At 38.8% G+C, this 12,460-nt stretch carries 13 protein-coding genes; 7 read left to right on the top strand and 6 right to left on the bottom strand.

Translation table 11 applies throughout. The features are described from left to right. Positions 1-47 precede the first annotated feature (47 nt). Positions 48-1,052 carry a hypothetical protein gene (locus UABAM_RS13695; protein ID WP_151968569.1) on the top strand — a complete coding sequence of 335 codons (1,005 nt, stop codon included), beginning with the start codon at positions 48-50 and terminating at the stop codon, positions 1,050-1,052. 203 nt (positions 1,053-1,255) lie between these two features. Continuing rightward, the gene (locus tag UABAM_RS13690; RefSeq protein ID WP_151968568.1) at positions 1,256-2,083 is read left to right on the top strand and encodes a DUF6159 family protein; all 828 of its coding nucleotides are present in this window, start codon (positions 1,256-1,258) and stop codon (positions 2,081-2,083) included. A gap of 238 nt (positions 2,084-2,321) precedes the next feature. Here the strand turns inward: UABAM_RS13690 and UABAM_RS13685 are convergent, their stop codons facing one another. From UABAM_RS13685 to UABAM_RS13675, 3 genes are all read right to left on the bottom strand, one after another. Then, entirely contained in the window at positions 2,322-4,301 is a 1,980-nt protein-coding gene (locus UABAM_RS13685; RefSeq protein ID WP_151968567.1) for a protein kinase domain-containing protein, read from the bottom strand. A 310-nt stretch (positions 4,302-4,611) separates the two neighbouring features. Beyond that, positions 4,612-5,082 carry a CBS domain-containing protein gene (locus UABAM_RS13680; RefSeq protein WP_151968566.1) on the bottom strand — a complete coding sequence of 157 codons (471 nt, stop codon included), beginning with the start codon at positions 5,080-5,082 and terminating at the stop codon, positions 4,612-4,614. A 102-nt stretch (positions 5,083-5,184) separates the two neighbouring features. Further along, positions 5,185-5,862 carry a VOC family protein gene (locus tag UABAM_RS13675; RefSeq protein ID WP_151968565.1) on the bottom strand — a complete coding sequence of 226 codons (678 nt, stop codon included), beginning with the start codon at positions 5,860-5,862 and terminating at the stop codon, positions 5,185-5,187. A 117-nt stretch (positions 5,863-5,979) separates the two neighbouring features. On the opposite strand from UABAM_RS13675, the gene UABAM_RS13670 reads away from it, so the two are divergent. Then, a complete protein-coding gene (locus UABAM_RS13670) occupies positions 5,980-6,597 on the top strand; it encodes a class I SAM-dependent methyltransferase (RefSeq protein ID WP_151968564.1) in 618 nt (205 codons plus the stop codon). Positions 6,598-6,663: 66 nt separating this feature from the next. Here UABAM_RS13670 and UABAM_RS13665 read toward each other — a convergent pair whose 3' ends face one another. Further along, positions 6,664-7,083, bottom strand: coding sequence for a winged helix-turn-helix transcriptional regulator (locus UABAM_RS13665; RefSeq protein WP_151968563.1), 420 nt, complete (start codon positions 7,081-7,083; stop codon positions 6,664-6,666). 180 nt (positions 7,084-7,263) lie between these two features. On the opposite strand from UABAM_RS13665, the gene UABAM_RS13660 reads away from it, so the two are divergent. Both UABAM_RS13660 and UABAM_RS13655 read left to right on the top strand, forming a co-directional pair. After that, the gene (locus UABAM_RS13660; RefSeq protein ID WP_151968562.1) at positions 7,264-7,818 is read left to right on the top strand and encodes an NAD(P)H-dependent oxidoreductase; all 555 of its coding nucleotides are present in this window, start codon (positions 7,264-7,266) and stop codon (positions 7,816-7,818) included. A 241-nt stretch (positions 7,819-8,059) separates the two neighbouring features. Continuing rightward, positions 8,060-8,722, top strand: a complete 663-nt coding sequence (locus UABAM_RS13655) for a DsbA family oxidoreductase (RefSeq protein ID WP_151968561.1) — start codon at positions 8,060-8,062, stop codon at positions 8,720-8,722. Positions 8,723-8,747: 25 nt separating this feature from the next. Here the strand turns inward: UABAM_RS13655 and UABAM_RS13650 are convergent, their stop codons facing one another. Continuing rightward, positions 8,748-9,977: a bifunctional folylpolyglutamate synthase/dihydrofolate synthase gene (locus UABAM_RS13650; RefSeq protein WP_173013310.1), complete on the bottom strand. Its 1,230-nt coding sequence runs from the start codon at positions 9,975-9,977 to the stop codon at positions 8,748-8,750. Positions 9,978-10,005: 28 nt separating this feature from the next. Between UABAM_RS13650 and UABAM_RS13645 the strand changes: the two genes are divergently transcribed. Beyond that, positions 10,006-10,821: a PfkB family carbohydrate kinase gene (locus UABAM_RS13645; RefSeq protein WP_173013309.1), complete on the top strand. Its 816-nt coding sequence runs from the start codon at positions 10,006-10,008 to the stop codon at positions 10,819-10,821. A gap of 18 nt (positions 10,822-10,839) precedes the next feature. Further along, entirely contained in the window at positions 10,840-12,084 is a 1,245-nt protein-coding gene (locus tag UABAM_RS13640; protein WP_151968558.1) for a M14 family metallopeptidase, read from the top strand. Positions 12,085-12,251: 167 nt separating this feature from the next. On the opposite strand, the gene UABAM_RS13635 is transcribed toward UABAM_RS13640, so the two are convergent. Next, positions 12,252-12,458 (bottom strand): hypothetical protein, encoded by a 207-nt coding sequence (locus UABAM_RS13635; RefSeq protein ID WP_151968557.1) that lies wholly within the window; start codon positions 12,456-12,458, stop codon positions 12,252-12,254. Positions 12,459-12,460 lie beyond the last annotated feature (2 nt).

The raw sequence follows: 12,460 nt of genomic DNA, 5'->3' as shown, positions 1-12,460 counted from the left end.
CTAGGTGTAGTATTTTCGATACAAATAACAATATTAGGGAGTTTGTCATGCGGAATTTATTTATTGTGTTGCTTTGTTGCGGGTTTGTTTTTGGAGATTACGCGGTGGAAAAAACGTTTCATGGGTTCTATAACAAGCCTCGTAACATGCAGTTTGAAGTTGTTGTTCCGAAACCACGCGTGGTGAAAAGCGCTGAGGATTTGAAAAGTTTCCAAGGTTTGATTGTGGCCAATAAAATTTCGAAAACTTCTCCGGCCAAACCTAGTGATGATCGACTGCTGAGTAAAGCGTCTGTTGATTTTACGAAACACATGCTGTTGGTGATGTTTAACGATGAAGCGATGGCAGGTAAAGCTGTTGTAAAGAGTATCAAAGTAAAAGATAAGTCTATGGTGGTGAATTATGGTTTTGCGGCAGAGTTTGTGATCGGTAGTTATCCTACCGATGTGGCTAAGTATACAGCTGTACTTGTGTCGCGTTTTGATGGTGAAGTTAGATTTGTGCTCGAAGAAAAAAAAGAAACATCGCTCAAGTCGAATATTTTTCGCAAAAAACTTGATCTACAGTACATCACTGTGAAACCTTGCTCTTATCTTGAACATCCTCCTCAAGTTGGGCACGAGAATCCCGATATTACTGTAGAAGTAGGTGCAACGTTTGATGTGATCAATGATATGGGAAGTTATCTCCACGTTGTGTTTTACGATGGTAAAGAAGGTTATATGGTGAACGACAGTAAGTGTTGGCATAAGCTGACCACAATTTACGGAAAAATAGTTGAGATTCCTTTTCGTGAAAGCCAAGAGTCTATCGATCTCGGTAAAGAAAAAATGACTTTTATGTTAGAAGCGGTACAGGAAAAAAAAGCTACGGCCAAAGTGGGCTATACTTTTCACGAGTCGGCACTAAAAATGTTAGATAAGATAAGCAAAATGGCAGGTAATCGCGTGATGATACGTGGTTTTGTCGAAGGAGGAGATGCTGTGTTGGGGGTTGTGCGTATTTATGGAATATGGAAGATGAAAAATACGCGTAATGCTGTTGACAAATAGATGTGGACGCGTGGAGCTCTGATCAGCCCTTATCAAGCAGGAATCCATGAAAGTAACTAGACTCCAAGTTTCGTCAGGTGTGACACGGAAAAAATTAATGTGTGTCTCCACTAGTTCGTTGTAATGATATCTTTTTGTATAAAAAACCTTAATTTGTAATTTAATAACGGAAGAATTCTCCGCCTAAAGAAAGTAGGAAAAATATGTTCAATCGCATCTCTATGACGTTTTCTTTGATGGGAACTTGTTGGACTACACTGAAGAAAGACAAAGAAATGCTGTTTTTTCCTTTTGTCTCTACCATTGTGAGTTTAGGAATAATTGTTCTCTTTGCTATGTTTAACTACAACCTATCCCATAAAAATCCGGTGTGGTTAAAACAATACGGAGAAGTAGTGACAATTGGTATTTTTGCGGCACTAGGCTTTTGTATTGTTTTTATTACGTCTCTTTTTAATGCGGGAATCATTGCCTGTGCCAATATTCGTTTACAAGGCGGAGATCCTACAGTGAAGGATGGATTAAAAGCAATGATGTCGTGTATTCCCGGAATTATGGGATGGACTTTCATTTCCGTAACCGTTGGGATGATTTTAAACGCAATTGAAAAAAACTCTAAACAAACTGGACGTATCGTTAGTAGTTTTCTCGACACTGCGTGGAATATCGCTAGCTTTTTTGTTGTTCCTCTAATTGTGATTGAAAAACGTGCTCCATTTTCGGCGGTGAAAGAATCTGCGTCGAAAATAAAGGAAACATGGGGAGAGCATCTAACGAGCAGTTTTAGTTTCGGTGCTATTTTCTTTTTTGCTGCTATTCCAAGTATTGCAGGTTTTGTACTTGGGATATACATTAAAAGTTACATTGTTATTGGTGTCGCAGCTCTATACGGCTTATTGGTTATGCTTGTCGTCACAACTTTAGAAACCATCTTTCGCGTGGTAATGTACTATTATGTCTACCATAATTTTGTGCATGGTGAATTTGATGAGCATGTTTTAAAGCAATGCTACGAAACAAAGGACCAGTAATCTGGAACATTCATTTGTGAAAGTTGCCTAGGTGTAGATATTCTCTAGTACTTGGTGCCCCACAATCGGCGAAGCCAAGTAATAGGACATTAAGGCGTTGCAGTTCTCCCGCTAGAATAAGACCATACGCTGCGGGAATTTGGATGGCAAGTGAATCGTGTTGTACAAATTTTTGTAGGAGTGATTGGGTTTGGGAATTTTGTATATTGGCGAAGATCCACAATATGTCTGCCGTAAGCTATTTTAGCATTTTTCTTACTTTATCTATTTCTGATTGCAGTTGGCTTCTTGGTACACCGTAGTGGATGGCGTTCTCCCAATCTTGTAGAGCTAAGCGTAGTTTATTTTGTGCTGCGTAAACAAGACCACGATAATGATAGGCATTTTTACTTTTATTGTCTAGTTGCAACGCTTTGTTCAAGTCATTTTCTGCTAGTTTATGTTTCCCTTGCATGTATAAAACGCTTCCTCTACTACTGTAGGCCTCTACATAATTGGGGTAGATAGCGATCGCAGAGGAGAAATCTTTTTGCGCCAAATCAAAATTTCCTAAACTGATGTACAATTCCCCTCGATAAAAAAAAGCCGTCGCATAAGAATTTTCTAACGCAATCGCTTTGTTGTAATCTACCAGTGCCAATCTAAATTTTCTTTGTTTATGATGTATAAACCCTCGCCAACAGTATGACGGAGCATCACTTGGGTTAGATGCGAGTACCTTGGATAAATATTTTTTGGCAATATCAAACTTCTTTTGCACAATGTAAACTTTTCCAAAGTTATAGCATAATTTAGGGTCATTAGGCCGCATTTTTTCTGCTGTATTGTAGTCCACTAGGGCTTCTTGATAACGCTCCAAGTGAAAATACATGTTGCCTCTGTTGTTATACGCTTCAAAGTAAGTATCGTTTAGAGAAATGGCTTTGTTGTAATCTTCCAATGCCTTGTCGTATTGGTTAAGTTTGAAAAATATATTTCCACGGTTGTTGTATGTTACCGCTTTGTTGGGGTTTTTGGCAATAAAGTTATTGTAGTATTGGAGAGCTAATTCCAATGTGTCTTTTTGCGTACTACTATCAAATAAAATGGGCCCGAAAAGCTCATATTTCTCTATAAGAGGTAAATTTTCCGGTTTTGATAAAGTTGTCACAAGTGGTTTTACTAGCTCTTCTTCAAAGAATAGGTCTGCGTATTTACTCTTCTGTACAAGACGATAAAATTGAACCGTGGATTCGAGAAACTCTTCTTTGATTTTTATGTTGGCTTGGAGTTCTTCATTGGCTTTCGCTTTGTCGGCAAGAGCGTCCATTAAAATAAGAACACTACCAACAAGAACAACGAAAACAATAAATATACTCGCAAAAATGACCTTATGTTGTATAAAAAGTTTTTTGGCGGTATCCCAAGACGTATATTTTTTCGCCAGGATGGGCTTGTTATTCTGAAGGTTTTTTAACTCTTGCACGAGTTGTTTAAAGTTTTTGTATCTTCTGCGCGGATTTCGCGAAATACATTTCAGGCATATGGCTTCTAAATACGGACATATTTCGGAAGATATTTGTCGCGGAGGAACCGGATTTTTATGTAGAACTTGTACGATGATGTTCTGTACGGTACCACTGTACATTTTTTGGCCCGTCAGAATTTCATAAAGTGTCGCTCCAATAGAATATATATCGCTTTTGGGGGTACATTTGCCGTTGACCTGTTCCGGAGACATGTACGTAGGAGTGCCGAGGATTTCTCCAGATGCAGATATACTTTCCCCTTCGGTAAATTTTACCAATCCAAAGTCCATAACTTTAGGTTGTCCGTTTTTGTCAACCATTATATTGGATGGCTTTATGTCACGATGAATGATCTTTCTACTGTGGGCATATGCCAGCGCTTCGCATATTTTGATGAACAGATCAATGAGATCTGTACGATTTAGTTTTTGGCTGTAGCGCGTTAGTGTTTGCCCTTCGATATATTCCATTGCTAAGAATGGTTGTGGGGAATCTCCACACTCGAATAAACGTACAATGTTGGGATGGTTTAGTTTTGCCATTGCCGTGTATTCGGCTGCAAATCTCTTTAGATTGTAATGACTAGCGAGTACTTTTAACGCTATAAATCTTTGTAGTTTATTGTCATATGCTTTATAAACCGACCCCATACCACCACGGCCAATTTCTTGTATGATTTCATAACGATTTTTAGATGCGGCACCATTCATTTGTTTTACTTTCGTTGTGTACTGTTGTTATGGGTAATCGCAGAAGCAGGTTTAACGACAACTTAGACACGACAATAATAGCAAAAAAAATAGAAGGATAAAAAGAAAAAGATGAGAATCAAATGCGCGATATGAGGGAGAGAATGTGCATGATATATTTTCAATTCTAAATGAACGTAGAACTGAAAATATATCGCTATAATATCAAATTGTTTCCTAATTGCTAGTGTCATTATGGATGCGGCTTTTGGGAAAAACGCAATAGATACCTTGCTAGCAATTAGGTTTTTTGTCAGACAACGCGATGTTTTTATAGATTTGATAAGGCACGTACTATATCCATCGTTGTAACAACACCGACGTACTGTCCTTTTTTGGCAACAATTACACGGTGAATTTTCGCATTTACCATCATGCGGGCAAGTTCTGGAATGGCTGTGTCTTCACTAGCGTGAATAACTATAGGGGTCATGATTTTTTCAATAAGAGTACGGTCTTCAATGTCAATCTTTGCCTTTATTTTTTCGCTCATAGGTGTTTCGATATTGCCACGATAGAAACTTTTATCTTCTTCATCTTGTGACTCGATTAAGTCATATATGGAAACAACTCCTTTAATTTCATCATTGTCATCAACAACAACAACCCCACCAATTTTATGCTCTGAAAAAACGTGCATGAGTTGCTCGAAAGACGCACTATGGTTAATGCAGATAATGCTATCGGTCATGATATCTTTTGCGGTTAAGTTTTTTAAGTCGTCAATAGTTTTGATTTCCATGATGTTGTCCTCTTTTAAAGTAGAAGAATGTGTAAGGTTTTTTACTTATTTTTAGCAGTGTTAACTTTGTTGTGTAGTATTGTGCAAAAAATATACCAAATGTTATTTGGCCGTTGGTACAATTTTATACATGGCGTCTTCCAAAGTGAACTCCGTAAAATCTCCGACAAGGGAAATTGTGGTGGGAAAAATACCAGGGGTTGCTGCAATGGGAATCCACGGACGTTCTATATAGTTCAAGATAAACAATCCATTTTCGTCGCCCATCGCTGCGAAAACGTCCTCGTAACTCTGCCAAGTGTTGATAGACAAATTTTGTTTGAGATATTCGCAAGTGGTAGAGACACTACGTACAGGAAGCCCTATTTCACTTACACTCAATATACTCTCACTGGAAAAAGGGGCGTTAGATTCATTACTGAGGTTATGTCGCGCAATAAATTCGACAATGTTTTGTTGCGGATCGAGAAAGTAAAAAGCATGAGCATTCCACGCCTCAAAATGATAATCTTCTTTGCCATTGGTGTTGATCACCATCGTTCGTGAAGCAAGCCATGCTTTGGCCGCGGCAAACTGGTTGTGCGGTATGTTAAATGCAAAGTGATAAAAGGGGTTTGATGACGTATTGGGCGCTTGGGAAAATACAAGTGCGGTTGTTCCCGTTTTTACAGTAAAAGAGTTTTGGTTCTCTTCTACAATGGGAAGTTCGAGTACCTCATGGTAAAATTTTCTTTGTTGCTGTAAACAACTAGTGTGTAATTCAAGTTTGGTAATTTGCATTATTGTTCCTTTATTGCAAAAGAATGGATTGCAAATAATGTTATTTTACTACAGAAAATAGGGATCTTTATGTTACTTTGTAAAAATTACGGAAATAATTTTATATAAGGAAAAATTATGCTAGACACACAAGGTTTTGACAAATGGGCGGGAGACTACGACGAGTTTATTAATAAACATCTCCATTCATTTCCGTTTTGCGGTTACTACGATGTTTTAGCGGCGGTACAATCTTTAATTCCGTCCAAAAAAGACGTTCAAGTTCTGGATGTAGGTATTGGTACAGGTTTGTTGTCTTATGAACTATACAAGAGTGGTTGTCAGGTTTACGGAATCGATTTCTCGCCAAAAATGATCGTAAAAGCGAAAAGTAAAATGCCCAATGGAGTATTCGAAGTGGTTGATATTTCTGCAGACAATCTCGGCAATATGAAAAACCACAAATATGACTATGTAATATCAAGCTATTTTTTACATCATCTAAGCCCACAGCAACAAGTTTCTTTTTTGAATAACATTGCCCAAAACAATTTGAATAGAGGCGGAAAAATTATTGTGGCAGATATTGGTTTTGCTAGTCGAGAAGAATTCGACAAAGCATTTATCGAATATGAAAGATTATGGGATAAAGATGAATTTTATCTTTGCGGAGAAGAGATAGTACAAAAATTGGTTGGACTTAAGGCGGAATACAAACAAATTTCGACTTGTGCTGGGATTCTATGCTGTGAATAAAAGAGAGCGTGTTCTAATGTATCAGAACACGTTAAATTATGGAAAAATATTGAGTGTACGACCTTGTCAATGTTTTACCTGCTCATCTAAATTATCTATGATGGTTCCTAATTTGTATTTGGTGTTTTTTTCCTTTTTGGCCACAAAATAAGAAGCATAAGACTTTCCCCACTGCTCCATTGAGCTCAATATAGGAATAAGTGATTTTCCTAAATCTGTTAGTGAATATTCCACCTTGGGAGGCACTTGGCGATACACTTTACGGTGTACAATTTTATCTTTTTCTAAGTCTTTGAGACTTTGGATGAGCATTTTTTCCGAAATGCCGATTATCTTCCTGCGCAGTTCCCCAAAGCGAATATTTTCGTGTTGAACTAAATGAAACAGCACTTTTGGTTTCCATTTTCCACCGATAATCATCATTGCAAGTTGGAAGTAACATACAAATTCTAAATTCCCCACTTTTTTTAATTCACATTCGTCCATGAATCCCCCGTTAAATCACATTACATACTTTTTAGTTAGTATTAAACTTAATAGTAGGTACTTGACCAAAAATACATACTATATTATTTTTTAGTAAATGTAAACAATATTCATTTTCACTCAGCATGTGGTGAAATTTTTCGCGAATACTGGGCTGTTATTTTTTGAATGGGAGATGTTATGAAAACTATATTACTTATTTTAGGTGCCGAAACAGGTGAATTTGCTGGTGGAAAATACAATCGTGGATTGTTTGAGGCCGCCAAAGACTGTTTGTCTTCATCATTTAATGTTGTTACCACAATTGTGGAAGACGGTTACGAAGTGCAACAAGAAATTGTGAAGTGGAAACAAGCGGATTTTATCATTTATCAGTATCCGGTTTATTGGTTTATGATGCCCTCTATTTTAAAAAAATATATGGATGAGGTTTACGCCTACGGTGAGTTTTTTGCTTTTACCGACGGTGCGTATGGTTCGGGCGGTTTGATGAAGGGGAAAAGTTTCATGCTTTCTACCACATGGAATGCTCCCACTGAGGCATTTGGAACAGATTTTTTTGACGGGGGAGATCGCGACGCAGTATTGTTACCGATGAGAAAGAGTCAATCTTATTGTGGTTTAGACGAACTAGCACATTTTTCCTCGCACGACGTGATTAAAAATCCAGATTTTGATGGCGACAAAGCACGATTTATTGAGCATCTTCGCAATGTATTTCAAGTTGGTAGTTAGTCTATAATTAAAATACGGTTACTATTTGAAAAGAGAGGTAAGTATGTTCGAAATGATTAAGTACAATAAAGACAATGGCATCGCCACGATCACTTTGAATCGTCCTGCAAAATTTAATACTCTGAGGTCCTATTGAGGAGCAACTACGCAAAAAAGTAGACATTCAAAAAGAGAAAAAAGATAAGTCGTGAAATATACATCGATTCTAATTGGTATGTCATTACAATAGGAGATTACAAACATGACTGATACAAACGTGATAAGTGAAAAAAAACTACGTATCGATATTGTTTCTGATGTTGTGTGTCCGTGGTGCATCATTGGTTATAAACGCCTTGAAAAAGCGTTAGAGATTGTTGGTGATAAAGTGGAAGCGGATATCCACTGGCATCCATTTGAACTCAATTCTAAGATGCCTCAAGGTGGCGAAAATTTACGTTCGCATCTCGCTGCAAAATATGGAACAACTCTTGAAGGAAGTATCAAAGCTCGTGCGAGTCTGACGAAGATAGGTGCCGCGTTAGGTTTTAAATTTGACTACTTTGATGAAATGAAAATGTTCAATACATTCAAAGCGCACCAAATACTGCATTATGCGCGTACAAAAGGTAAAGAAACCGAGCTGAAACTACGTTTGTTTTCCGCGTTTTTTGGCGAGAGGCAAGAAATTGATCAAGTGGAAGTGCTCGTTTCTGTAGCAGAAGAGATTGGTCTAGATGCCGCAGAAAGTCGCGAGATTTTAAACGATGGGCGCTATGCAAATGCGGTACGCGAAGAAGAATACCAATGGCTTGCGCGAGGTGTCCGCGGTGTTCCGGCTTTTGTGTTTGATGACAAACATATTGTTTCCGGAGCGCAAGATCCCGAAACTTTGGCGAGTACCATTTTGCAATTGCATCAGTAGTAAGTTGTTAGATATCGTTTAACTTCTAGCTTCTAACCTCTAACTCCAAATATTTGTATGCTTCGCCGACTAAATAGATCGAACCGATGATCAAATAATCGTGTATACCCTGTTTTTGCAATACTCGTACCGCATCGCCAAATTCGTTGGCGATGGCATAATTTTGTTGTTGCAATTCTTGTGGGATTGGGTGCTGTGCGTTTGCTGCGGTGACGACGATATTGGGGAAGATTTTGCTGATCATTTGTAGGTGTTGTTGCGCGGGACGGTTGCGTGTAACGGCGAAGATCACACCGGTGTTTTTCGAGAGAATATCTTTTTCACGTAACACCTTAAGCACTTCTAAATCGCTTTGCAGTGAATGCATATTGTGCGCACAACAAAAGACGTATTTGTCAGCGTTGCGTTGTACGATTTGTAACCTTCCTGGCCATGCCGCATTTTCCAATGCTTGTTTTCCTGCCTCTACGGAAAACTTTTGCTTCAGTGTTTGTTGCGCGGCATTCCAAGCGAGAGCGGCATTTTGCGCGTAGTGCTTTCCTAACATGGGAATCGTTATTTTTTGGTTGTCTATATCAAAAACAGTACCTGTTTCCGCTATGTAAAAATTAGATACTTGTGGAATAAAGAAAATTTCTTTACAATAGATTTCTGCTTGTTTTTGCATAAAGTTTTGCACAATCTGGCTTTGTGGCGAAGAATACACTTTTTTTGCGTATTGACTGACGAAAAACTTTTCATAGGCGATTTGTTCTAGTGTATCTCCCAAATATTCACTGTGGTCTTTGGCAATGGGGGTGAATAGAACAATGTCGTTTTTTATGGCGGTGGTGGCATCAAGACGACCGCCTAAGCCTGCTTCCCAAATGACAAAGTCAACAGGGTGTCGACAAAAAAATTCTGCCGCGACCACCATGAGCTTTTCAAAATATGATAGTTGTTTTTCGTCAAAAATATCGCGAAGCTCCATGTACACTTTTCCAAATTCATTGGCGGAAATGCAGTTGGCATTGTAGCGAATGCGTTCGGTAACATTTACCAAGTGTGGTGATGTAAACAGCCCGACATTGAAACCGTGCGCACATAGAATTTTTTGTAAAAACAGTGCGGTTGTTCCTTTGCCATTGGTTCCGACAATTTGTATATTTGTTGCGTTTGGCCTGGCGATGATTTGGGAAATTTTTTCTAAATCCCATTTTTCATGTAGTTCTACGGTCTGGTTTAAATGTTCGAGGGCTTCTACATACGAAGTCATACAAAGTCCTTTATTTGGTAACAAGCTGATGAAGTCTGTACTCTCTATACAAAGCAATGTTCTTCGTGGTAAAGTGGGCAACGCCATTTCGCGTGACATTTATTCCCAATTTCCCGTAGAATGTACATTTATCGATACTGTATATTTTTCGGGCATTGCTTCGCAAAAAACATTTGGCGTTGTGTTTGATCGCGACGATTGGTTGGAGTTTGTCGAAAAATCCTTGTTGTTACTGCGCGAAAAACTCGATGTTGTACATACCGGTTATTTCGGTTCCGCAAAACAAATGCAGGCAGTATCCTCAGGACTATCACAGTTATCAAAAACCATCGTTGTCGTTGATCCGGTTATGGGAGACAATGGTAAAATTTACGTCAAAGATTGTGTTGTACAACAATACCAAGATTTTTTAAAATATGCGACAGTAATCACACCCAATTTTTTTGAATTGGAAGTACTTTGCCAGCAAAAAATTCATAACTTGGAAGAACTGGTGGCAAGTTGTCAGAGTTTAATTGCGCGTTTTTCACGTTTGCAATTTGTGGTTGTCACGTCCGTGCGTTTCGCGAATGTACAAAATAATATTGTCATTGTCAATAAAGAGCAAATGCACCAAGTGGAAAAAAAGTTTATTTACGAAGCGACTTTTGGGGGGTGCGGAGATGTTTTTACGTCGCTTCTTTGTTGTTACTACTGCTCAAAGCCCGATATCGTTTGGGCCGCACGTCAAGCAATCGATTACCTCTACACTGTCATTGAACTATGCGTACAAAATCGTTGTGGACATTTAGACGTGAAGCATATTTTGCCACCGCACATTAAAGCATTATCTATACCTCGTTAATTTAAAAAGGAAAAAAACATGTATCGATTATTACTTCTGGGAGTCGTTGTTTTTTCATGTTTGTTTGCCGAAAATCGTTACAGCATGGTTGAAATTTATGTCCATGAGGGCAACGCCGAAAAAATAGCCGACTTATCATTTTCTATGGAATGTACTGCTCACCAACATTCGCGAAATGGTGACATTCTTCGTCTACCACTCACCGCGAACGAAATGAAAAGATTGCAGCAAAGCGGTGTTTCTTACAAAGTAATTATCGACGATTTAAGCTCTTTTTATGCAAAGAGAAGCCAGGAAGATCTTGAAGAAGCGCGCAATGAACTTCGCGATTCAGGTACCGAGATGAAATTGGGATCTATGGGCGGGTATTTTACGGTGGAAGAGGTGATCGAAAACCTTGACTATTTATCGGAAAAATACGGTAAGAAAGATCTGATTACCATCAAAAAATCTATTGGAAAAACAGCCAACGGTCGCGACATTTACATGGTAAAGATTTCCGACAATGCTTCTCAGGACGAACAAAAAACAGAAGCACAAGTCATGTATACCGCCGCTCATCACGCTTGCGAGCCGGCAGGACTGATGACAGTTTTTTATTTTATGTATTACATCTTGGAAAACTATGAAACCGATAAGCGCGTTCGCAATATTCTCGACAACCGCGAATTGTTTTTTATTCCACTTGTCAATCCAGATGGCTATGCATACAACCAGGAAACAAATCCCAACGGTGGTGGATTGTGGCGTAAGAATCGCAATAAAACAGGTGTGGACCCCAATCGCAATTATGGGCCAATGAAGTATTGGAATTTCAAAAACAAAGGTTCGAGTGACGACCCCGAAGATTCCACATATCGCGGAACACAGCCTTTTTCCGAAAAAGAAACGCAAGCGATACGCAATTTTGTTGCCACAAAAAATATTCGTTTAAATCTAAACTACCACGCATTCGGCAATGTAGTTTACTATCCATGGGCACACAAAGATGTGATTGCTTCGCCGCATTGTTTGCCTTTAGTGGAGCGCATGACGCGCTTTAATGATTACTCATACGGTTCTTCCGATAAAATGATCTACCCCATTCGCGGTGATGCCGATGATTGGTTCTTGGAAGAACAAAACATTTTATCTCTAACTCCAGAGGTGGGAAGTTGGTGGGATGGTTTTTGGCCATCACCAAAGCGTATTTTTAAAATGGCAAAGGAAAATGTCGATGCCAATTTAGTCACTGCCGAATACGTTGACGAATTGGATAAATAATTGACCATGTGCAGAAAAGCCAGACGAAAACAAGTCTGGCTTTTTTTATGGGTATAAAGAGTACGAAATTTGTTGGAACGCAATACCTATAATTGAAAAGTGACATTGTCGCAGTGCGAATTTATTTGCGATAAAACAGGACTTTGGGAATTTTCGTCGTTGTGATTTTAGTCGAATAGAGGCGGCAACATAAATCCACCCAATCCTGCACCGACGGCGATGAGTAGCAAAAACGCTAAACATCCCAACCCATCACTATCGTAATCTCCGGTGAATGCCTCTATAGGAGTTTTGGGGCCGCTTGAAAACATGGCCGCTATAAACCAACCAACAAATGCACCTATTACAGCACCGATTATATTGAACTCTCCCATGC

It is taken from the genome of Candidatus Uabimicrobium amorphum, from assembly GCF_009002475.1.
GTDB classification, from domain to species: Bacteria; Planctomycetota; Uabimicrobiia; order Uabimicrobiales; family Uabimicrobiaceae; genus Uabimicrobium; species Uabimicrobium amorphum.
This window is presented reverse-complemented; position numbering and strand designations above follow the sequence as displayed.